The 22,689-nt window shown below is 44.7% G+C and carries 23 protein-coding genes; 10 read left to right on the forward strand and 13 right to left on the reverse strand.

Going from position 1 to position 22,689, the window contains the following annotated elements; genetic code table 11:
• Positions 1-307: 307 nt before the first annotated feature.
• Positions 308-1,096, reverse strand: coding sequence for a transporter substrate-binding domain-containing protein (locus tag V2H45_RS10415; protein WP_330483576.1), 789 nt, complete (start codon positions 1,094-1,096; stop codon positions 308-310).
• Positions 1,097-1,192: 96 nt separating this feature from the next.
• Between V2H45_RS10415 and V2H45_RS10420 the strand changes: the two genes are divergently transcribed.
• A complete protein-coding gene (locus tag V2H45_RS10420) occupies positions 1,193-1,630 on the forward strand; it encodes a hypothetical protein (RefSeq protein ID WP_330483577.1) in 438 nt (145 codons plus the stop codon).
• A gap of 71 nt (positions 1,631-1,701) precedes the next feature.
• On the opposite strand, the gene rplT is transcribed toward V2H45_RS10420, so the two are convergent.
• The 6 genes from rplT to V2H45_RS10450 form a co-directional block, all read right to left on the reverse strand.
• The gene (gene rplT, locus V2H45_RS10425; RefSeq protein WP_330483578.1) at positions 1,702-2,055 is read right to left on the reverse strand and encodes a 50S ribosomal protein L20; all 354 of its coding nucleotides are present in this window, start codon (positions 2,053-2,055) and stop codon (positions 1,702-1,704) included.
• Positions 2,056-2,216: 161 nt separating this feature from the next.
• Complete coding sequence (gene rpmI / locus V2H45_RS10430; RefSeq protein ID WP_330483579.1) at positions 2,217-2,414, reverse strand: 50S ribosomal protein L35; 198 nt, start codon at positions 2,412-2,414, stop codon at positions 2,217-2,219.
• Positions 2,415-2,472: 58 nt separating this feature from the next.
• Positions 2,473-3,606, reverse strand: coding sequence for an Hpt domain-containing protein (locus V2H45_RS10435; RefSeq protein ID WP_330483580.1), 1,134 nt, complete (start codon positions 3,604-3,606; stop codon positions 2,473-2,475).
• A 106-nt stretch (positions 3,607-3,712) separates the two neighbouring features.
• Positions 3,713-4,300, reverse strand: coding sequence for a GUN4 domain-containing protein (locus tag V2H45_RS10440; RefSeq protein WP_330483581.1), 588 nt, complete (start codon positions 4,298-4,300; stop codon positions 3,713-3,715).
• The gene (locus V2H45_RS10445) at positions 4,297-6,348 is read right to left on the reverse strand and encodes a chloride channel protein (RefSeq protein WP_330483582.1); all 2,052 of its coding nucleotides are present in this window, start codon (positions 6,346-6,348) and stop codon (positions 4,297-4,299) included. Before V2H45_RS10445 ends, V2H45_RS10440 begins: the two co-directional genes overlap by 4 nt.
• A gap of 131 nt (positions 6,349-6,479) precedes the next feature.
• A complete protein-coding gene (locus V2H45_RS10450; protein ID WP_330483583.1) occupies positions 6,480-8,798 on the reverse strand; it encodes a ribonuclease R family protein in 2,319 nt (772 codons plus the stop codon).
• A gap of 941 nt (positions 8,799-9,739) precedes the next feature.
• Here V2H45_RS10450 and V2H45_RS10455 point away from each other — a divergent pair.
• Positions 9,740-11,506, forward strand: a complete 1,767-nt coding sequence (locus V2H45_RS10455) for an iron uptake porin (RefSeq protein WP_330483584.1) — start codon at positions 9,740-9,742, stop codon at positions 11,504-11,506.
• A 171-nt stretch (positions 11,507-11,677) separates the two neighbouring features.
• On the opposite strand, the gene V2H45_RS10460 is transcribed toward V2H45_RS10455, so the two are convergent.
• Positions 11,678-12,148 carry a glutathione peroxidase gene (locus V2H45_RS10460; protein WP_330483585.1) on the reverse strand — a complete coding sequence of 157 codons (471 nt, stop codon included), beginning with the start codon at positions 12,146-12,148 and terminating at the stop codon, positions 11,678-11,680.
• Between the two features lie 70 nt (positions 12,149-12,218).
• On the opposite strand from V2H45_RS10460, the gene V2H45_RS10465 reads away from it, so the two are divergent.
• Positions 12,219-12,716: an AAA family ATPase gene (locus V2H45_RS10465; RefSeq protein WP_330483586.1), complete on the forward strand. Its 498-nt coding sequence runs from the start codon at positions 12,219-12,221 to the stop codon at positions 12,714-12,716.
• Between the two features lie 56 nt (positions 12,717-12,772).
• Entirely contained in the window at positions 12,773-13,954 is a 1,182-nt protein-coding gene (gene menC / locus V2H45_RS10470; protein WP_330483587.1) for an o-succinylbenzoate synthase, read from the forward strand.
• 94 nt (positions 13,955-14,048) lie between these two features.
• Here the strand turns inward: menC and petE are convergent, their stop codons facing one another.
• The 4 genes from petE to V2H45_RS10490 form a co-directional block, all read right to left on the reverse strand.
• The gene (gene petE, locus V2H45_RS10475; protein WP_330483588.1) at positions 14,049-14,426 is read right to left on the reverse strand and encodes a plastocyanin; all 378 of its coding nucleotides are present in this window, start codon (positions 14,424-14,426) and stop codon (positions 14,049-14,051) included.
• A 70-nt stretch (positions 14,427-14,496) separates the two neighbouring features.
• Positions 14,497-14,997 carry a photosystem II cytochrome c-550 gene (gene psbV / locus V2H45_RS10480; RefSeq protein WP_330483589.1) on the reverse strand — a complete coding sequence of 167 codons (501 nt, stop codon included), beginning with the start codon at positions 14,995-14,997 and terminating at the stop codon, positions 14,497-14,499.
• 25 nt (positions 14,998-15,022) lie between these two features.
• Positions 15,023-15,202, reverse strand: coding sequence for a translation initiation factor IF-2 (locus V2H45_RS10485; protein ID WP_408648765.1), 180 nt, complete (start codon positions 15,200-15,202; stop codon positions 15,023-15,025).
• Between the two features lie 141 nt (positions 15,203-15,343).
• Entirely contained in the window at positions 15,344-15,730 is a 387-nt protein-coding gene (locus V2H45_RS10490) for a winged helix-turn-helix transcriptional regulator (protein WP_330483591.1), read from the reverse strand.
• A 116-nt stretch (positions 15,731-15,846) separates the two neighbouring features.
• On the opposite strand from V2H45_RS10490, the gene V2H45_RS10495 reads away from it, so the two are divergent.
• The 6 genes from V2H45_RS10495 (at position 15,847) to V2H45_RS10520 (ending at position 21,360) form a co-directional block, all read left to right on the forward strand.
• Positions 15,847-16,083: a CDGSH iron-sulfur domain-containing protein gene (locus tag V2H45_RS10495; protein WP_330483592.1), complete on the forward strand. Its 237-nt coding sequence runs from the start codon at positions 15,847-15,849 to the stop codon at positions 16,081-16,083.
• A 99-nt stretch (positions 16,084-16,182) separates the two neighbouring features.
• Positions 16,183-16,884, forward strand: a complete 702-nt coding sequence (locus V2H45_RS10500) for a pirin family protein (protein WP_330483593.1) — start codon at positions 16,183-16,185, stop codon at positions 16,882-16,884.
• 193 nt (positions 16,885-17,077) lie between these two features.
• Complete coding sequence (locus V2H45_RS10505; RefSeq protein ID WP_330483594.1) at positions 17,078-18,175, forward strand: undecaprenyldiphospho-muramoylpentapeptide beta-N-acetylglucosaminyltransferase; 1,098 nt, start codon at positions 17,078-17,080, stop codon at positions 18,173-18,175.
• Positions 18,176-18,269: 94 nt separating this feature from the next.
• Positions 18,270-19,610 carry a hypothetical protein gene (locus V2H45_RS10510; protein ID WP_330483595.1) on the forward strand — a complete coding sequence of 447 codons (1,341 nt, stop codon included), beginning with the start codon at positions 18,270-18,272 and terminating at the stop codon, positions 19,608-19,610.
• A gap of 152 nt (positions 19,611-19,762) precedes the next feature.
• Entirely contained in the window at positions 19,763-20,425 is a 663-nt protein-coding gene (locus V2H45_RS10515; protein ID WP_330483596.1) for a pentapeptide repeat-containing protein, read from the forward strand.
• Positions 20,426-20,448: 23 nt separating this feature from the next.
• On the forward strand, positions 20,449-21,360 hold the full coding sequence (locus V2H45_RS10520; RefSeq protein WP_330483597.1) for an aminoglycoside phosphotransferase family protein: 912 nt from the start codon (positions 20,449-20,451) through the stop codon (positions 21,358-21,360).
• A gap of 48 nt (positions 21,361-21,408) precedes the next feature.
• Here V2H45_RS10520 and V2H45_RS10525 read toward each other — a convergent pair whose 3' ends face one another.
• Positions 21,409-22,668, reverse strand: a complete 1,260-nt coding sequence (locus V2H45_RS10525) for a site-2 protease family protein (protein ID WP_330483598.1) — start codon at positions 22,666-22,668, stop codon at positions 21,409-21,411.
• Between the last annotated feature and the right edge of the window lie 21 nt (positions 22,669-22,689).

A 22,689-nucleotide genomic window follows, 5' to 3' on the forward strand; every position in this document is an offset into this window, starting at 1 on the left:
TTACTTTATCAGCTTTGCTGCTTTTGTCAATTTACCTAGGTTGAGCAATTACCATCTCCCATACCTCCCCCACCTAAATGTTTGTCAATGCGATACCGTTTGCGATCGCCGACGGATCGTCCAACCCAAGAATCAGATGGAGAATAGGAGTTCATGGAGCAGATCCTATGTTCTAGATTTTGATGAGATAGAAGCTGTTAAGAAAATTACTCAGCTTGAGTTTTAGTATAACGTTGCGCTCGGTGCGATCGAAAGTTGGTAACAGAGCACTGAGAAAGAAATCGAAAAATCCCCTTAACTTTCTCTGTCAGGGTAAACCCCAGTATGTCGCCCGATCGCGTAACCAGCCATTTTTGCGCCACCGTTCCATTGTTTTTAAAACCCTTTCTCTTAGTTCGATATATTGGAGTCCTTTGGGAAGTGCGATCGCTAGACTATGGTGAGATAGAAATCGATCGATGGACTCATAGTCGGGGTTCTCTTTGAGCCATTGCACGAGGGCACTACTATCACCAGCAAAGGCTTGGACTTTTCCCTCTTTAAGTGCAGCTAAACCCTCCTGATAGGAATTAACCCCAATCAGAGAAATATTTGGAAAGTGATATTGTAAGACTGCGATCGTTGCAGAGTTTTTGATTACCGCAATGCCTTTAGTTTGACTAAAATCCTGTTTGCGAATTCCACGTGCCACCACTAAAGCAGTTCCATCGGTGTAGTAGGGTAGGGTAAAGTCCACCAAACGGGTGCGGTTATGGGTGACTGAGATTTGAGCGATCGCAAGATCTACCCGATCGTTCCATAGCGCAGGTAAGCGATCGCGATTCGTTAAGGGCACAAATTCCACCGATTGTTCGCTGCCCAAAAGCTCTTTTGCGAGTTCCTTGGCAATATCAATCTCAAATCCCTTCCATTGCCCTGAAGCGTCTCGAAAACTCAGGGGAGGTGCGTAATCCTTAACACCAACCAACAATCGTCCTCGCGTTTGTACAGTTGCCCAATCTGAAGCGATCGCCTCAGGTAAAAATATAGTGGGAATTCCTCCCAACAGTAGGGGCAAAGAAACGAACAGCGTGATTAGGCGAGACCTGTTTTTCACGGATGTTGCAAGAATACTTCGCATTTGGATTGTGATTGAGGGATACACTTCCCCATAATACAATACGGGAACAAGCTACATTCTTCTTGAAATAGTATGGCGATCGATAACAAGGACAAGCATCTGCAATGGTTGCGAATTTTCTTGCTGGCAAGCATAATTTCAACCGCAATCCACTACACCGATAACTATGTTTTCATTGCAGATTATCCACAGCCTGATTGGATTACCCTACCTTCAATCTATATTTCATGGATCGTTTTAACTGGGATTGGAATATTAGGCTATTGGCTCTACCAACAAGACAAGTTTTGGCTTGCCTATAGTTGCCTCTCGATCTACTCATTAACGGGTTTAAGTAGTGTTGCCCATTATTTCTACGGTTCTATATCTCAATTTTCTCTAAAAATGCACTTTTTTATTTGGACAGACTGGCTCACAGGTTTCTCTATTTTAGGCTTTACCCTTTGGTCAACATTCCTGGCAAAATCTTGGCTCCGCAAATCGAATGCTGAGCCTAACGAGCAAAGCTGATACCCATAAAACACAAGAGGATAGATATTGTATCTACCCTCTTTAAAACCAAACTTTAGAATATGTTTATATTACTTTGCAGCCTTTGCTACTTCTACAACCTTGTTAAATGCACTAGGGTCGAGAATTGCTAGCTGTGCCAGCATTTTACGGTTAATCCCAATATTGGCTTTTTTGAGCAAGCCAGTGAATTGGCTGTAGCTTATGCCTTGCAGGCGAGATGCAGCATTAATCCGCGTAATCCATAGACGGCGAAAATCACGCTTTTTCTTGCGGCGATCGCGATAGGCATTCCGCAATGCCTTCATCACTTGCTGATTGGCAGTACGGAAAAGTTTGGAATGTGAGCCACGAAAGCCCTTAGCTAGTTTTAATACTTTATTGCGGCGTTTTCTAGCAACATTACCGCGCTTTACTCTGGTCATATCAGTTATGAATTATCAGTTAACGTTTGTCAAACATCAATCGCCAGTTTTTCACTGTTTGCTTTTCATGATTTGAAATCGCAACGACTGACGAAAGACGAAATATAGGAGAAATACAATTTATGTTTTTGAAATACTCTGCGTTAGTTTAGAAAATTAAACTAAGCGTAGGGCATCATGGCTCTGACTCTATCCGTATCGGTTTCGTCAACCACAGCCATTTTGGATAGTCTACTTTTTTGGCAAGTAGTTTTATGCTCTAAAAGGTGATTTTTAGAAGCATGGCGACGCATGATCTTACCACTGCCGGTAACCCTGAATCGCTTAGCGGCAGATTTACGAGTTTTAAGTTTAGGCACAGTTGTTGCTAAAAAATTGACCTTTACAAGAATAGCACAAGCCAAAAGCTTATTTACACTAAATATTACAATCAGATAGTTTGGCAATTAACGCCGCATACTGAGTCTTCAAGTCCTCGCCTTGGCTGCTTTTGGGTTTTTCCCAAGCCGAGAGCCAGATCGGAGCAGGTAGGTGTCCCTCAGGTGCAGCATTGGAAAATTGCAGGGCAGCAGTTGAGATCCAGGCGCCCTGTTTGCGCCATCCTAAGCGATCGCCCAGATTCTGCCATTGTTTTGTGGCTTTATCTTCTACAGGTGGTGCTGTAACCACAGATGGAGCGGCAGCAAAGAAGTCACTGAGATCGTCTACGCTAGGCTCGCTGCGAAGAGGCACTTCAGGGGCAGGAATGAGTTCTCGCAGTTGAGCAGAGATGGCAATTTCCTGCGGACGTTGTCGTAAAACGAGTTCTTGCGCTTGCTTAACTTCTTTAATCACAATTGGCGCAAGCACGCGAAATTGATTATTTGGGTTGCTAACAACCGAACGAACCGCATCGATCATTTCACACCACTTGCTTAATTTAAACTGGTTGCCTGTGTTGATGAGTTGAGTACAAATGGTTTGCAAGTTTTGGCGAGTATTAGGACTGTCTGGTTGTTTAAACAGTTGCAACATATCTCTCAGCTTGACAGGAATATCAGACTGAAATGCAGCTTCCATTGCCTTGAGATCGAGTTTTGGTGTTTCTGGTACTCGAATGCTAGTGTCCGGTACAGTGGTAGTCTGACCGTTCAAAAGGCGCTCAAAATGTGCTTTTAGTTGGGCAAAAATTGGATCGGATTCTTTTACCACAGCTTCTCCAGCATCTTTTGTGAGCCCAAAAGGGCCTTGAAGCAGATCTAACAATTCCTGTAACTTGTCAAAACCTTTGAGAAAAAGGGTCTGCAGCTCTTGATCGACTGAGATTTTAGAGCTTTCTCGCAGTACTTTAAAGTGATCTTCAAGAATGTGAGCGAGGTGCTGAATGCTGGTAAAGCCCAACATAGCAGCGCCACCTTTAATCGAGTGGGCAGCTCGAAAAACCTCATTAATCGTTTCTGGATCTTCGAGCATTGACTCAAGGTCGAGCAGACCTGCCTCAATGGTTTGCAAGTGCTCCTTTGCTTCCTCGATGAAATACATCGTAATCTGCTTCTGCTTCTCTGGATCCATGGCTCAGCCTCTGAAAATGTTTAAAGGGTAATTGATTGCATGCAACTTGATATTGGCTAAATTATCGATCTCAAACGGCGCGTTTCAGATAATTTGCCTGTGACGATTAACCAGATATAGAATCTTTGTAGAGTCGATTTTGAACGCTAAAGCCAAATCTGCCTTGGCTATATTCTTGCCAGAGTCGATCGATCATACTGAAGTCTTGGCAGGGAATTTTATTGATGTCTTCAGGGGATAAGTGGGTTCCCTTTGCCTTATGGAGCGCTTGGCACATAACATTCCATGTTTCTTGGTTTGCTTCTTGCCATTTTCCTGCGGCTAGGAGATGTTGCAAATTGCTATAGTCAACACCAATCTTGGAGATATAATTTGGTGCTTTCTGAGCAACTGGAGCGATTTTTCCCTGATTACCCTTAGCCGATCGCCGAAAGTGTAGCGTCATCATGCCAGTAGTTTGACCACTCAGTAAAACGACTTCTCCTTTTTCAGTGATCTTAACTGACACAGATACTTCATCTAGCTCTAGTTCGCCTGTTTGATCTGGCTCTAGGGCAAATTGCTGCACTAAGTTGGCTAGTTTACGCACATTGGCTTTGATTGCTTGTGCGTCAATTGCTTTAATTTCTGTGCGTGGAATATTCGCAGATCCATCTTGTGCAACGAACTCAATCAAAAATTCTTCACTACTCATGGCGTTTCAGCTAGTTGATGTGGCGATGTTACGTCTTGGGAGGGGACATGGGCGTCAGGTACTTCAACTTCAAGAATGCTAGGCATCTCTGATTGTTTTTTGAGCCGCTCTGAATTGTTAATTACTGGATGAACAATTAAATCTTCTACTTTTTCATTCAGTTTACTCTCTGGTTTATCTAATTTGTTGTCTAATTTATTTGTAGAGGTATTTGCGATTTTATTCGCAGTAATTCTATCAGCGATCGCTTGTTTTGTAAGTGCTGTATTATAAGCCGTTGTAATTGCTTGGCGATCGACCAAACCGATTACCCGCTTGACTGCGTTACGATCCACCACGGGTAGTTGTCGTAGATCTCTCGCCGCCATTCGGCGTAGTGCCTCTGAGAGGGACTCATCTACATAGGTATGGACAACTTCTTTGGTGCAAACTTGCTCGACCGTTAGTTTGTCCAGTTGACTATCGGCATCAGGTAAAGACAAAACTCGTTTCACATCTTGTGTTGTCAGAATTCCGATCAGGTGATTTGCCTCATCTACGACGACAGCACTGTGGTAATAGCCACTTGTAATGATTTGGGCCGCCTGAAGTAAAGACATAGAATATCTTACAGAAGGGGGGTTAAGGGTCATTACCTCCGCAATTTTGATTTTCGCTAATACATCAATGGCTTCCTGCGATTCGCTTAATTGAGCGCTAAAGCTATAGGGTGGAGATGTTTGCATCATTTGCTCGCTCAGCCAAGCACATAACCCTACAGATGCCATGAGCGGTAAAACAATACGATAGTCGCGAGTCATTTCAAACAGCAATAACACCGATGTGAGCGGTGCTTTGACACTGCCTGCTAAAACCGCTGCCATCCCCACAAGAGCATAGGCTGGAGATGCAGCTACGGGGATCGATGCGGGCATAATCGCCGCCATAATTTGACCGTAGGCACTGCCTAGGACTGCCCCTAAAAAAATGGATGGGGCAAAGATGCCACCCACAAAACCACTGCCTAAGCTAATTGCTGTTAACCCTAGTTTGGTAACCAACAAAATCAGTAGGAGCGGTACGGTAAAGGGGGCATCCTGCAAGATCGATTCCACGGTTTCGTAACCAATGCCGATCGCCTCGGGGAAAAATAAGGCAACCAACCCAACTATCAGGCCGCCCAACACGAGTTTGCTTGGCACAGACCAAGCTGCCATAAATTCAAATTTGGCAACTTCACCTGCAAAAATGCGTTTGGCAAATTTGAGGGAACGGGTATAGGCGATCGCGACCAAACTTGCCAATACCCCTAATCCCATATATAGAGGCAGTTCCCAATAACTTCGCACCTCATAAACAGGCAAGCTAAAGGCAGGCTGTTCGCCTAAGCCAATCTGGGCAACCAGCGCCGAGACAACCGCAGCAATAACGACAACACTGATATCTGAGTTAAGGCTTGATTTTGTGCCAAACGAATCGCGTAATAAAACCTCTAGGGCGAAAAATACTCCCGCGATCGGTGCATTAAACCCAGCAGAAAGACCCGCTGCGCCGCCTGCGCTCAAAAGCAAGCGCGTGCGTTCGCTGGAAAATTTTAGGGATTGTCCCAGCATTGAACCAATGTTACTGCCAAGCTCTACACTGGGGCCTTCTGGACCTAGGGAAGCACCTGCACCTAAAGAAAAAGCCGCTGCGATCGTTTTAAGCGGAGCTTGAATGAAGGGCAATTTTCGTGTTTCTTGCTTGGCAGAATGATCGGATTTACTCGCATCTTTATGAGTTTCAGATCCGCCTGCAACCTTTTCCACCTGTTCGAGTTGCAGGCGTAATAAGCTGACAACCAGTGCACCTAAAATAGGCACTAGCACGATCGCAATGGGGCTATAGGCTGAAACAACGACTGCTAAGTCATGCCAGTAGATCTGTTGGGCAAACAAGATCAACTTCCTAAATAATGTTACGCCTGTCCCGCTCAAGAGACCTACGACAATCGCCAAGACTAGCATTACCGTTTCGGCAGAGGGCTGAAAACGGTTAAGCAGTAATACCAGTGGGCGAGAGAGTTGCATAAGCGATGAGTTGGGGAGGAGCAGGAAACAAGCGATCGCACCAACTAGGTGATTCTATACAAGCACAGAGCATTCACTGAGATTTATTAGATAAACCTCTACTTATTCGTAGTTCGTTCGCGCAGCAGGTATTATTCTGCCTCAAAGTCATTGAGCGTGGCTGTATAAACATCTTCAAGTTCTTCAGAAATCTCTCCTTGAACTTGATTGTCACCTTCTTGCTCATTCTCGACGCTAACAACTGCGACTAGATCGACTTGCTGACGATAGTAATCTACCCCTTTGACCTGTACTTCAACCCGATCTCCTAAGCTATATTGACGACCACTACGGCGGCCTACCAACATCGTCGAGGCACGACTTTTGCCTCTGCCATTGTTCTGCGGGAATTCGTACCAATCATCCTTGAGCGAGCTGACATGAACGAGTCCTTCAACCAAAAGCGACTCAATCTCTACAAAAAATCCGTAGGACTGCACGCTAGTAATCACACCAAAAAAATTATCCCCAATGCGGACGCGCATGTACTCCGCCTTACGCAAGCCCTCTAAATCAGAGGTTACCTTCTGAAATAAGGCATCATGGGCAGTGAGCTTAGGCAAAATCAGCTCTAAATCCTCTTGCAATTGACGCTCAACTTCGGGAGGGAGTACACTCCAGTTGACCTGACCGTGACAGCTCGAGCTTTTCAAATTAATGCCATCTTTGATTCGACTGCTGCGGCGATCGCGCCCCTCTTGAAAGATCAAGTGCAAAGTGCGCTGTACCAATAGATCGGCATAGCGATGCTGTGGCGATACGGCATGAACATAGGGTGTGGCATCCGTAAATGCTAGTCCAAAATGCGAACTTGGCTTGAGACTATATTCACAGGGCTTAAGCATCGACAAAAGCAAATATCTTAGAATCTCACGGCTTGTCGTCGGTTCTAATCGATCGATTTTATCTAGCAGATCGTGCAAGTCCTTAGGTTGCAATTGTTCGGGATCGGGCAATCCTGCTGTGATGCCCATACTATCTAAAAGCTTCAGCCAGTCAACAATTTTGCTGACATCAGGGGGAGTTTGGAAGCGATAGGGAGTTGGTAGCGAAAAGGCATGTAGATGTGATGCGATCGCCCGATTGGCTAAAATCATGATTTCACTGACCATGCCGCAAATTGGCAAAGATACGGGTATGACAGGAACACCCAAGACCCCCTCATCTGCTTCTTGAGATGGGGTTTGAGGTAAAACCAGGTGAAACCCTTCAGATCGCTGCTGTAGTAACGATCCAAGTTCGGCAATCTGACCTATGAGTGTTTGCAACTCTACATCAACTTCGCGATCGTCCTCCTCATCCCCACTGTCTCCATCCAGAAGACGCTGTGCTTTTTGATAGTTCAAATTTGCTCGAACTGAAACTGCCGATGGCTGAATCTCAAAACTGACCATCGTGCCATTCTTGTCAAGTTTCAGCAAAACTGACATGGTTAGATGTTCGAGCTGATCGAGGACATGCATTTCTGGCAGCATGGGCAACACCACATCTCCCAAGAAAAATGCTCGCACGCGCTTGCGTGCCTCTAGATCCATGGGCGAACCTGGCGAGATATAGGCAGAAACATCAGGAATATGAACGCCTAAGTCCCATCCTGAATCGGTTGCACCGATCGAAATTGCAGGTGTATTCGCAATTTTGACAGCAATCGTCTTACGCAAATCAAGGCGATGTTTGAGATCGGCTTTTCTTACGCCTCTGGGTAAGCTTGCCGCCGCAGACATGGCTTTTGCCCCAAATCGGCGTGGCAGATTATGCTTGCAGCAAACGAGATCGATGTCATCTGTAGACTCAGCATCATCTCCCAATATCTGTGCAATTCTGGCGACAGGTAAATGGCTTCCTAGGGAGTAGCGCACCATTTCTAGGTGAACTAGTTTACCCACAGCCAAACTGAGGTCAGGGGTCTCCTCGTCAGGCACCAACTCAATCTCAAATAAAAGCCGATCGTCAAGGGGTATCGCCCGATAACCTGATTCCGTTAATTTTACGGTTGAAAGTAAGGTTAAATTCGATCGCTCGAGAATGAGACGCACCTCTCCTTCGGGACTGCGGCGACGAATGCCATCTTTGGTCACTCGTACCAACACGCGATCGCCATTCCAAGCATTACTGAGGCGGCTTTCACGGATGTAAATATCTTCAGCCCCTTCTGTATCTTGAATAGCAAAGCAAAACCCTTTACTAGAGCATCGCAGACGACCTTCTACTAAACCATCTTCACCGATACGGCGATATCGCCCTTTATCTTTTTCGAGAATACCCACTTTTTCTAGGGCATCTAGAGCTACCTGAAGCTTACGAATATTCGCATTGTCTTCACTGATACCAAGTTTTTTTTCTATGGCTTTAGGAGCAACGAGTTTATCTTCAGAAAAGTTGTCTAAGAGTTGGGCGATCGAAAATTCCATGAGGTGACAGTATTAAGCGCAAATTGAGCAGTAAATGTACAGTGAAATGAGATGAAAAATGCCATCAAATTGTCTAGGCTGGAACTTGCACAGAAACTCACACAAGTTTTAATTTCAATGGCTTTGAAGCCAACCACAACATTTGAGTATTTTTGCTTACGCGGTTGCCTTGACTTGCAAATTGCAAATATGTTAGTTCGCATACGCAGTAAACAGAAGTGTTGAGAGATTCCTCTATTTACCGTTATTCAGTGTACCTTTTAGAACCGTGAATACCTTTACAAAACACATTCACAGCGTTTGGAACATTGACCCCACCAATGGCTTAGAGATTATCGTCCTTAGAGGTAGCGCAGCATATTGCAGTGCTTGTCCGTACAGCATTTATCACCAATATGATTTTAGCTTAATCACTGCAAAGTTATCTCTTTAGCTAGAAGTCAAATCATTTAAACCAATGTTGACAGAACTCTATATAAATAGACAAGAAAGTAAGGCATGATTTTCAAGACTTTGTATTAAAGATCCATCTTTGTGTATAGTCCCCCCAAAAGAGCTATAAAAATCTATAGTAAACATGAACTATCTACTCTAGGTTTTTGGGAGCTTATCCAAAGCCAAAACGTACTTGATATCTGTGCTACAGGTTGGTTTACAAATCGAGACGAATTGCTCAGTACTTATAGTGTAATTAGTCTCAAGCATGGTTATGCTGACCCAGAATCATGGCTTTACACACAACACTTTCAGCTTTAATCAGTTTATTTCCCTATAAGATTTTGTGGATTTTGAAGGTAAAATTACGTGAGGGAAGCATTCCTCAAAACGCATCTTTACCTACGGCTTGTATACTAGGACACTTAACTTTTTACTGTTTGTGTTGGTACATTTAGGCGAGTTGCGTGTAGAATCATAACCAGTGTGAGGATGAAAGTATAAAAATGACTAAACAAACTAAGACCAATCTTAAGTTGCCCGTTAGCCAGCTTGCTGTAATGGCTGCAATGGCTGCATCTACAATGATGGTGAGCGCTGCTGGTGCAGAAGTTAACACCAAAACATCTCAGCCCGTTAAGACCGATGCTACTGCTCTAACAGTTGAAACCCGCTTACAAGTAGCAGTACCACAACAAGTTGCACAGACTGTTCCTACTGAGTCATCTGTAATTCGCAAAATTGGTACTGACCCAATTGTCCGCTCTGGCGATGCAAGAACTGCTCAAAATGTTACCTCAGTCTCTCAGTTAAGTGATGTTCGTCCTACAGACTGGGCGTTTACCGCATTGCAATCCTTGGTCGAACGTTACGGTTGTATCGCAGGCTATCCCGATCGCACCTACCGCGGTCAACGCGCCCTCAGCCGTTATGAGTTTGCCGCAGGCTTGAATGCTTGTTTAGACAAGATCAACGAAATTATCTCTGCTGGTCTTGCTGACAAAGTTAGCAAGGAAGACCTCGCAGCCGTACAAAAACTCCAAGAAGAGTTTGCAGCTGAGTTGGCAACCCTACGCGGTCGTGTCGATGCTCTAGAAGCTAAGACCACCAAGCTAGAAGCACAACAGTTCTCTACAACCACCAAGCTAAACGGTGAAGTAATTTTCGCTTTTGCTGGTGCAACTGATGGTAATGCGAACAATGCTGGAGCTCCTACACCCAACGACAAATCGAACGTGATCTTTGGTTATCGCGCTCGCTTAAACTTTGATACCAGTTTCACTGGCAAAGACCTATTAAGAACTCGCCTACAAGCTAGTTCCTTACCTAGTAGCACTTTCCCTGGTGCACTCGGTTCTGGTAACTCGTCCCGTCTGTCTTTTGATGGCTTTGTCAACGGAGCTACAACCTCAGGTGGTTTTGAGCTAGGTAAGTTGTTCTATCGCTTCCCTATTGGTGACAATACTAGAGTTACGTTGGGACCTGTTGTTGCACTAGATGATGTGCTCGATACACTCAGCCCTAGCTGGAGCGACGGTCAAGGATTTATTTCTCGCTTTGCTCGTTATAGCCCTCTATTGCGTATTACCAATCCTCAGGCGATCGCTGCCATTGATTTTAAAGTAGGTCAAGGCAACATTCAACTGTTTTATGGAGCTAACGATCCTGCTAACCCTGTGGGAACTGTTGCGGGCGGAGCCGGTTCTAGTGGTTTATTTGGTGGCTCAACAACCGCAGGTATTCAATTGGTCTGGAGACCAGCCGAAGCACTTGACCTAGGTATTGGCTACTCTAATAGCTATCTCCAAACCAATAGCTTGGGGACTGGCTTGAACGCGGACTCTATTTCAGGAATTGGTGCACTTCAACCAATTAGAGCTAATACTGTTGCTGGTAACTTGGTATGGCGTCTCAGCAAGAATATTGCTTTCAACACATGGGGTGCTTTGGTATTTACCGATGCAGTGAATACAAATGCTTCTACCACCTTTACTAGCTGGTTGGCAGCTTTCTCCTTTAAGGATCTTTTCTCTAGTGGAGATACTGCCGCGATCGCTTTTGGTCAACCTCTCTACCGTAACTCCGTTGGCGGTGGTGCAAACCAAGGTGCTGGTAACGTTACAACCCCTTACCACTTAGAAGCTTTTTACAACTTCTATGTGTCTAAAAATATCAGCATTACTCCTGGTGTGTTCTTTGTATTCAACCCCAACAGTGACAGTAACAATGGGACTGCTACCGTCGGTGTAGTCCGTACAACCTTCAGATTCTAAGGTTTATCTTTAACAGATAAATTTGGGCTCATGTAATAAGAAAGGCTGAGATTATCTCAGCCTTTCTTATTTGCTTTGTACTAGAAATTAGATTTTCGGTCTTTCTCGTTGTAGAGGCAATTTATAAATTGCCTCTACAACAAGGAGAACGTAAAGAGGAAAAATCCAAACTTACAAAAGCGATTCGATATCTTTTTTAAGTTCTGCGCTCTCAGGGGAGACGTTAGAAGGGTAGTACTTAACGACTTTGCCCTCTTTATCGACCAAAAACTTGTTGAAGTTCCATTGCACCTCGTTACCTGTCGTTTCAGTTAGGTATTTGTAGATGTCAACCTTTTCAGCCCCTTTAACTTTGACTTTGGTAAACATATCAAACGTGACTTCGTAGCGCAGAGAGCAAAACTCTTTGATCTGTGACTCTGTACCAGGTTCTTGAGCGCCAAAATCGTTACTCGGAAATCCTAGAATCTCAAAACCTTTGTCTTTATAGTCGCGATATAAAGCTTCTAGACCTTTGTATTGCGGGGTATAACCGCATTGAGAGGCAACATTGACGATCAAGCAAACCTTGCCTTTATATTGAGAGAGGTTCGTGGTCAGACCGTCAATATTTTTAATTGTGAAATCGTGCAGGGTTGGCATATATTCTAAGTCTACCTATGATTAAAATCCTGTAAGGGATATTTTGTTGTTTCTATGGTTGTGCGATTTGATGGCTGGAGCAATCTTACTGATCGGTGTACCAGGAAGTGGTAAGTCTACGTTGATAAAAGAATTACTTCGATCGCAGCGATCTGAAACTTCTCCGACTCAAGTAATTTCTCCCGATCTGATCCGAGAAAGTCTCTATGGTTCAGCCAGCGAGCAAGGTCGATGGGAAGAAATCTGGGCACAGGTACAGCAAGAATTCATCCAAGCCGCAAAATTGCAACATTCTGTAATATATGATGCCACAAATTACAAACGCCAATATCGTCAAGAAGCGATCGCATTGGCTCGAAGTCATGGCTTTAAACCAATTACAGGATTATGGCTCAATGTCCCCTTGTGGATTTGCCTAAATCGCAACCAAGCCCGCGATCGCCAAGTTCCTGAAGACATCATTGTGGAAATGTACCGATGTCTCACGTTCAATCCCCCCAGTCTAGAAGATGGCTTCGATCACTTGATGTACAAAGAGGAAAAGCGAGAAAACGAGTGGATTGATTGAGGTGGGATTTAGCGATTAGCGGTTAGCTGGTTTTGAAATCCTTTTGTGGCTTAGGAATGGATACTCAACCAATCATCATTCGGGAAATTAGGCTACAGCCTTACTGTTTACCCTTTCGGCAACCCTTTCAAACTGCTTACGGGGTTTGGCGCGATCGCCGAGGTATTGTCATTCAAATTATTGACGACCGAGGAAGGCAAGGGCTAGGGGAGGCTGCGCCACTGACTGGATTTGGTATGGAGACGCTTGCAGAAGCACAAACAACCCTCGAGCAAATGCGCGATCTGTTTGTAGGAATCCATCTAAGCAACCTCAAGGATTTGTGGAATTTATTACAGGATTACTGCCATACTCCTGCGGCAAAACATGGAATGGAGTTAGCATTGCTCGATCTCCTTGCCCAATCTCATTTATCTCCTCTTGCTCAGTATCTGAATTTCGAGTTACCCCCATTCCCAACCTCCCCGTCGATCCAAGAAGAAGAACGTAAAACGCTCAATCGAGGAATTGCCCCTACAGCTTGTTGGAAGGATGTACCTGTTAACGCCACAGTTGGCGCGATGTCCTTAGAGGCAACCGAACGTAAGGTTCTGGAGTTACTGGGGCAAGGATATCGATGTCTCAAACTAAAAGTAGGCTTGGGGGATTTTGAGCAAGACTGGCAAAGGCTCAAGGCAGTTCGGGCGATCGCAGGAGAACAAATTCAAATTCGCATTGATGCCAACCAAGCTTGGTCGGTCGAACAAGCGATCGCAAATCTCACCCGCTTAGAATCTTTACACCTAGAATATGTCGAGCAACCCGTGACCGCTACCGATTTAGCAGGAATGGCAAGGGTGAGGCATTGTGTTGATATCGCGATCGCTGCCGATGAATCCGTAACATCCCTTCAGCAACTCGAACAAATCATTGCTCTTCAGGCTGCCGATCTCGTTGTTTTAAAGCCCATGGCAATGGGCGGAATTTTGGCAACCCTGCAAGCTGCCCATAGGGCATTTGAGTATGGTCTCGATGTGGTGGTGACAACAACGCTAGACGGGGCGATCGCAAGGCAGGGCGCATTACATCTAGCAGCATCGCTACAATTCAGCCGACGATTAAACCGAGCCTGTGGTCTAGCCACAGGCAATCTGCTTGAGAGCGATCTTTGTGCAGAATTCCCCCAGCCTCAATCTGGCTTGCTATTGCTTTCGGAAACCTATGGCTTAGGGATTGAGAAGTTAAGAAATTTTCCTTAAAAAATCGAAAAACAAAGATCGAAAAACAAAGTAGGGGCAATTCATGAATTGCCCCTACTTTGTTCTAACAAGTTTAAAAGCGATCGCTAATTAACTAACCAGACACGACGATTTTGCCAACCATGCCAGCACCACGGTGAGGAGAGCAATAGTAGCTATATTCACCGGCCTCGTTAAAAGTAGACTCTACTTCTTGGCTAGGCTTTTGCAGTAGTTTTTTGTGGGAAAGATCGGCTTGCCCTTCAACAATCACATTATGAGGATAAGCCTTGTTATTGACCCACTTCACCGTATCACCAGCCTTAATGTTTAGAACTTTAGGCTCAAAAATAAGCTGTCCGCTGCTAGAACCCATTTTGACGGTGAAGGTTTCAGCAGATGCTGGAGCAGCTGACATAAACAGCGTACCAACAACCAATAGCAGACCAATGCAGATAGCGCTTAGACGCTTGACAATTGAAAACTTTTTCATGACTTGACTCGACAATATTCTTGAAAGTACTTAAGATGCTTGGAACAAAGAAAGGTAGCAATATACTTGATTAATAGTATATTTTGCCACCGCCCCAGCCAATTCCTCTAACATTGGGTTGTTGAAGAATATAACCTGCAATGAGTTTCAAATCTTTGTCAGTTAGCCCGCGCATTGTTGGGAAGATATCTGTGCTTCTCATACTGGGGTGTACGTCATAGATTTCTTCCACACCATCAAAGGTCGTGGGATTTTTCATAAAGTCAACAAGCCCTGCGATCGTGTTGCGTGCTGGGGTCGCTAAAGCCAAAGTTTCGGGGTCAAGACCAACGTTAGGGTTGGTGAAGGTCGCTCCACCTACATGACAGGTGGCGCAAGCATTTTGAAATAGCTTCTTGCCCTTGGCAATTTCTTTACTAGACAATACAACTTTTTCCTTGTCATTGAGTTGTACAGTACGAGTCGCCTCGTCAGTAGTTTCTGCTGCCATAACGCTACTGGTAAAAAATTGCCAAACCAGCATCACAGTAGCGATCGCAAGCAAAAGGTATTTATATTTATTTCTGCTCATAATTACGCTGAATAATAAATTGATTCTAAGTTGATTTCTTTTGATTCTGAGCTGCAAGAATTATGGCTTTAGCATCTTCTAGTGCTAGTTTGGTTTGGACATCTTGATAACGAATACCAAGCTGTTCGCAAAGTTGACAGACAATTTCAACCTTTAGCTTATAGTCTTCGGCTATCTCAGCAAGGGATAAATCTGCAAAGCCCATAACACATTCTTCCTTAGTTAATTCTAGATATGTTTGTGCCATTTTCTCATCTAAAAAACTGACCAAACCCAAACAACCCAGACAGTTATGATATCGAATATCTGGCCTATAAAGGTAGTTAAGCGTGAATTGCTCGGTGAATCAAGATCGCGTCAAATATTTTGTACTCCAATCATGGAGAGAATTTAGAACGGGTTCGAGCGTTTTGCCGAGAGGGGTGAGCGAATATTCGACCTTGGGCGGAACTTGCATATAAACATGGCGATCGACCAAGCCATCCCGTTCTAGCTCTCGCAACTGCTGGGTCAGCATCTTTTGGGTAATGCCATGAAGCGCGCGATGCAATTGCCCAAACCGCTTAATGCCACCAAATAGCTCCCGTAAAATTAACACCTTCCAGCGCCCACCAATCACTTTTAGCGCTGCCTCAACTGGGCAACTACTGCGCTTAGCGTTTTCATCGTCTGGTTCTAAATTTTTATGGTCAAGGCTTAAGCTTTCTTGATGAATTTCCTCTAGAAATTTCATAGTATCTTTTTGGGTAGTATCTTACAAAAAAGTACATACTTTACGAAAGTATTGTAAGGCATATACAGTATCTATAAGCAATAAAAAATTCACTAGTTTTACTAGGAGCATCAGAGATGAGTGAACCCCATATCGCTGCTAAGAGACCTGCTGTACTTGAGCTAGAGGCTAACACCTATTATTGGTGCAGTTGCGGGCAGTCAAAAAATCAACCCTTTTGCGATGGAGGGCATCAAGGCAGTGAGTTTACGCCCTTGGCGTTTGAGATTGACAAAACCAAGCGTGTTGCCCTTTGCCAATGCAAATATACAGAGAGCCCTCCTTTTTGTGACGGGGCTCATTCCAAGCTTTAGACAGAGGGGCTTTGGATCAAGAAGCTAAGACCAGTTCCAAATTATAATCTGTCAGAAATTCAATTAAATTTGCGAGAAGAAAAGGAGGAAATTTAAACAATGTTAACTGTGCGCAAGTCGGAGGACAGGGGACATGCCAATCATGGTTGGCTAGATAGTTATCACACCTTCTCCTTCGCGAATTATTACGACCCAAGCCATATGGGGTTTAGAGATCTGCGCGTGATTAATGAAGATTACGTGTTGGGAGGTAAAGGGTTTGGTACGCACCCCCATAAAGATATGGAGATCGTTACCTATGTGCTAGATGGTGCTTTAGAGCATAAAGACAGCATGGGCAATGGTTCGGTGATTTTGCCTGGGGATGTGCAACGCCTTACGGCTGGTACTGGAATTACCCACAGCGAATACAACCATTCTCCCAGCGATCTCGTGCATCTGTTGCAAATTTGGATTTTGCCAAACCAAACGGGCGTTAAGCCAGGCTACGAGCAAAAGATGTTTAGCCCTGCCGAGAAGCATAACCAGTTGTGTTTGATTGTTTCATCCAACGGCGAAAACGGCTCGGTTATGGTGCATCAAGATGTCAAGGTCTATGCCACGATCCTAGATCGGGATGCAACGGTGACGCATGTGGTTCCGCCCGATCGCTATGCTTGGGTACAGGTTGCTAGAGGTGCGATCGCCCTCAATGGTGAAGTCCTCCATGCTGGGGATGCTGCGGCGGTAAGCGAAGCAGGCGAATTGCATTTAGTTGGTCAAGACGATAAAGCTGAAGTCTTGGTATTCGATCTAGTTTAATGAGAAATTCTTGTGGGATAGGTAGTTTGTCCGATCGCGGATCGCCGACTATCCCACAGGCATTCATACAGGAAATCAGCTTTAGACGAAGATCGTCCGACTATAACTTTTTGCTAACCGCTAAGCTCGAATTCCTAGCTGCGAAGCGTAACAAACATAGATAAAATGGGGTGAGTCACCAATCCCGAATCCCATGTCAAGTCAACAGCCATCCCAATTGCGAGAATCTAAAAAAATTATTCTCACAGGGGGAGGTACGGCAGGGCATGTGACGCCCAATATTGCTCTCTTGCCAAAGCTCAAAGCATCTGGCTGGCAGGTTGAATACATTGGCTCAGCCAACGGCATTGAAAAGCAGCTAATTACCGACCTTGGGATTCCCTATCATGGCATTGCCTCTGGCAAACTCAGACGATATTTCGATCTCAAGAACTTTACCGATCCCTTTAAGGTGATTAAAGGGATTTTTGATGCTTATTGCGCCCTTAAACGCCTAAAGCCCCAAGTTGTCTTTTCTAAGGGTGGGTTTGTGACCGTGCCCGTAATTTTGGCAAGTTGGCTGCAACGAATTCCCGTTATCGTCCATGAGTCTGACATTACCCCAGGATTGGCTAACAAAATTTCGCTCCCTTTAGCCACACAGATCTGCGTCACCTTTCCCGAGACGCTGAAACACCTACGGAAGTATTCCAATCGGACAATATGTACGGGGCTCCCGATTCGGCAGGAAATTCTCAAAGGGAATCCTGAAATCGGTAGGCAACTCTGCGGGTTTAATACGGGGCTACCCGTTTTGTTTGTGGTAGGTGGTAGCACGGGTTCGGGCAAGATTAATCAAGCGATTTGGTCAGTTTTAGGCGTACTTACCCAGAAATTTCAAGTCGTGCATGTATGTGGGAAGAATAATCTCAATCCAGCATTCGATGCCTATAAACACTACAAACAATTTGAATATTTGGGTAGCGAACTGGCGGATGTTTTAGCGATCGCGGATGTAATTGTTTCTAGGGCAGGTGCTAACTCAATTTTTGAATGGCTAGCCCTCAAAAAGCCCCATTTACTCATTCCTCTATCAAAAGCTGCCAGTCGAGGCGACCAAATTCTCAACGCTCAATCTTTCCAGAAACAGGGATATAGTGCTGTTTTGCCTGAAGAGGATCTAAATCCAGAAAACTTATTACAATCTCTTGACAATTTGTTTGAAAATAGGCAAGGCTACGTTGATAAGATGACCGAGAGTCTTGTGGGGGACAGTATCAGTCAAATCATGATTTTGATCGACAAAGTTTAGGGTAGGCTGGTTTCCGTGCCCATTATGCAAGGGCTTTTCATTGAAATCTAGAGATGCGCCGTAAGAGCAAATTACAGTCGTTCTGGTAAAGAATATGACACAGCAGTTAAGCATTTTAGAGCTGGCTAAGCAGGGGGATGCCGCTGCGATCGCTGCATTAATCAACCGCTCTCTACAACCAAAGGGGATTGTTGCCCAAGCCAGCATGGAGCGGGACTGCCTTCGGGTTGTTTTACTGTCAGCCCAAGTTCCCAATCAAAAGTCAGTTGTGGAACTGATCCATCGGGGTATGGTGATTTTACAAGTTGAATCAGTCAAAAAGGTGCGAATCTCTGCACGTAAGGCAGAGAATAACGCCTTGGTCTGGGAGAGTGAGTTTTCTCTAGTCTCGCCCGCAGTCAGTTCTCTATCAATTCCTGCCGAGAACACCACAACCCTACTCGGTCAGCCTCAAAATCAGAAAGGTCTCATTCTCGTGCAGAAACTCTCTCAACTAAAGCGCAATCAGCAAGAATATCAAGACATCATTATTCGCTTTATCGATGAACGTGCGGGAACAGTGAGATGTCTAGCCACACTTTCGGAACTGATGCAGGCAATCAACAAATCTAACTTTTCGTTCTCTTCGGTTGCAACGAACCCAAATCTTAGGAATCTTTTGGATACCATCTCCGAATATAGCAGCACTGATGAGAAAGGCGATCAAATTATCACCAATGTTTCGGTTTTACAGCCAGGACAACCCTGGCAAAAGGTCAAAATTCGGCTAGTAACGCAGGTATATTTTGAGCCTGCTCAGGAGGACGAAGAGCCCACACCAAGCCAGCATGGCGGTATTACCTTGGACGTTGATGATATGCCCATCAATTCACAAATTGCTCCTGTTGCAGTAGAGGATGTCGCCCAAAAAGATTTGGGCACAAATGTGAAAGCAGGAGGATTCGCTACGGTCTCTGAGAATCTGTTGGATGATTTGATTCAAGATTTAGAACCGAATCTTCGCAGTCAAGGCTCTAAACAAGCGATCGCGGTCAGTCAAGCATCCCTGTCAGACATAACAGGCGAACCATCTTTGACTGTAGGTGATTTTCTAGATGATTTTGGCTCCGAGGGAAAGGTTGCTTCTGGTTTGCGAGATACTTCTCAACCAAACATTCAACCGAACTTGAAGTCAGACGCTAAACCTATGGCAAACTGGAAATCACAAGAGCGTTCAGTTGAGATTGAAAGTAATGAAAAAAATAATGAGTCGATTGACTCCCTATTTGACGAGTTCGATCTCGCGTCTGAACCTAATCTCAATCAAGTTGCGACAAAAAGCAAAGAATCGAATTTAGATGCAAGTATTTCTGAAATATTGAAATCTCAACAAAACTCTACGAAATACGATGATTCCGATCGGAAGGAAATGATTACCCTTGATAATTTTTTGTAATTTCTAATCTTAAACACCAAAAGTAATTGAGTTCAATCACTGGTCAAATTAACGGAAAGATGCTTTTCTAACTTCTTACCTAACGTCAGCTCTCATTAATACAGTCAGCATAGGTGATTTAGAAGTATGGTAACAGTCTAATTTCTCTACTTATGTTCAACAATCTTAGTTACGCAGAGCAGGATTTAAGAAATCGCTCCTTTAAGGGCAGAAAACTTGCAGGTCATGACTTTTCTCATTCAGATCTGCGCGGTTGTGATTTTAGTGATGCGGACTTGACTGGAGCAAATTTCTTTGGTGTTAAAACTGGAAAAACTTGGCAACAGACCCCGATCTCCATTTTGCTAAATATTTTAGTTGGACTCCTACTCCTAATATTCTTGGCAGTGGTTTCCTTCATGAGTCAGTCTCCGATCGCAGTAAAAGATGTGGGAACAGATGGTAAAGAAAAACACCATGTACGAGAGCTTGAAATTGCGTATCTTTTCATAATAGGTTTTATGGTTGCTTTAGCCATGACAATTTACGCATTTTCTCAGGCATTTCAGTTAATGGGTATTATTTTGGGTGGATTTGCCCTTTGGATGCTTCTATTATCAATTCCTCGATTTGTTATCGGGCTTGAAATTATCAAAAGCCCCTCTGGAACTCTATTTAAGGGTGCAAATTTAACGGACGCCAACTTTTCGAGTGCGGTTTTGGCAAACTGCGATTTTTCTGAGGCAGTTCTTATGAAGGTTAACTGGCATGGCGCTAGGTTTCATCGTTGTAAGTTTCCCACAGATTATGAAGTGAAGATGCAGGAACAAGTTTGATTTGAAATTCGTAGGGTCGTCCCATGCAGGTACAGAAGAACTTAAGTTCGAGTGGAATGCCAGTCTCTGAACTTCAAATAGATGCGGATCTCGTCCGTAGCCTATTGGAAGTTCAGCATCCCGATCTGGCACACCTGCCGATTCATCTCATGGATTCTGGTTGGGATAATGTGATGTTTCGACTGGGGGATGAATTGGTGGTAAGACTGCCACGCCGAAAAATAGCAGCCACTCCGATCGCAAACGAGCAAACTTGGCTTCCACGCTTGGCAGATCGGCTTCCTATCCCTGTCCCTAAACCCTTTAGGATAGGCAAGTCCGCTAAAAATTATCCTTGGCGATGGAGCGTGTTGCCCTGGATATCAGGTAAAACGGCCGATCGCGAGGAACCTCATCCAAATCAGGCAAAACATTTTGCAGCATTTCTGCGATCGCTGCATATACCCGCACCCTTTGATGCCCCCTCTAATCCATTTCGCGGCGTTCCTTTGATGCAAAGGGCAGCTTCTGTAGAAGAGCGGATGCAACGGCTGGAGGCAAGCAATTATCCACTCCCTCAAGCGATCGGGCATATTTGGGAAACCGCTTTAAACGCACCCATTGACGTTGAAGCAAAATGGCTGCATGGCGACTTGCACCCACGCAATATTCTTGTGGAGAAGGGAGCGATCTCAGGCATCATCGATTGGGGTGATATGACGTCAGGTGATATTGCCACAGATCTCGCTGCGATATGGATGCTTTTCGGCGATCGCCATACTCGTCAGCAAGCGATCGCTGCCTATGATGTAAATATTTCTGAGGCAACCCTGCAACGGGCTAAGGGATGGGCGATTTTTTTTGGAGTCGTACTATTAGAAACAGGATTGGTGGATAATCCAAGGCACGAAGCGATCGGCGAGAAGACCTTGCATCGCGTTGCTGAGGATGGATAGAAGATTTGGAGTAAACTTGCAAAATCGATTTTCTGAAACTCGCGATCGCTAGGGGATCTGGGCAGAAATATCTGCAAGGGGAAGTTCGGGTGGGAACTTCCCTTCTTTTTTGATGTTTTGGATATAGGCTTCAGGAATTTTCCAGTTAAATTTGCGAGATAAAGCCCGAATCACATCGCCGCGATCGACAATGCCAGCAACGGAACCGACTTGAGAAAGAACAGGCAAATAGCGAGCCTTCTTTTCTTCTAGCAAATTAATCACCGATGGAATTTTGGTCTTTAGCTCTACCGAGTCAATCGATGGTAGGGGTTTAACGATACTATGTAGGGTTTTGTTTTCCCATTCACTGCGATCGACATGGCGAATTTCTTCAGCTAAAATGATGCCGCGATCGCGACCATTTGAGGAAGCAAAATAGACTGGATCGGCGTTCTTATCTTCCATGAGTAAAAACTCGTCGGCAAACCTGCGTAGGGTCATATCGGCATCCACAATGCGAAAGTCCCTGGTCATGGCTTCTTCGGCAGTGAGTTCCTGTAATGCCTGCTGAAGGTTGGTGATTTGAAGGTGGCGCAAGGCTTGATTCATCACAAACCATCCCAGTAGCATCAGAAAGAAGCCGTCAAACAGACGTTGACTCGCAATCAACAGGACACCTTGAAGCATTGCCACAATCCCTAAAATCTGCCCCGATCTCGCTGCCCAACGAATACCTGTCGTGCGATCGCCCGTAATTTGCCACACTGCGGCTTTGAGTACCTGTCCCCCATCCAGAGGCAACCCCGGAATTAGGTTAAACACGCCTAGGATAATGTTGATGTAAGCTATATTCAAAGCCATAAAGCCCCAAATAGTCCTGAGCGAGCCTATAATAGCAACCAGACTATTTGGGGCTTGGGGACTAGTGATAAAGATACTGTCACCACCAATAGTCCAAGCTAAACTAATTAGCAGCATTCCTAAAATGAGATTGACTAAAGGTCCAGCGATCGAAACGCTAAATAAAATCCAAGGACTTTTAAATTCGCGATCGAAAGAAGATGTGCCACCAAAGGGGTACAGGGTAATAGAAGTAACTTCAATGCCTTGAGCTTTAGCAGTAAGACTATGACCTAGCTCGTGCAGGAGTACAGATAAAAACAGCAACAAAGCGTTCAACAAACCGTATGCCCATGAAAAATTGGGGGACAACTTGGCATAGTATGCGCTAAACCAAAAAGCCATTAACCCCACGATTAAAAACCACGATGGATCGAGATGTAGGGGAATGCCAAAGATTTTGCCGATGCGGATGCCGCCTTTCATGATGATTTTCCTGAGCGTTCT

The organism is Tumidithrix elongata BACA0141 (assembly GCF_036349135.1).
Classification (GTDB): domain Bacteria; phylum Cyanobacteriota; class Cyanobacteriia; order Pseudanabaenales; family Pseudanabaenaceae; genus Tumidithrix; species Tumidithrix elongata.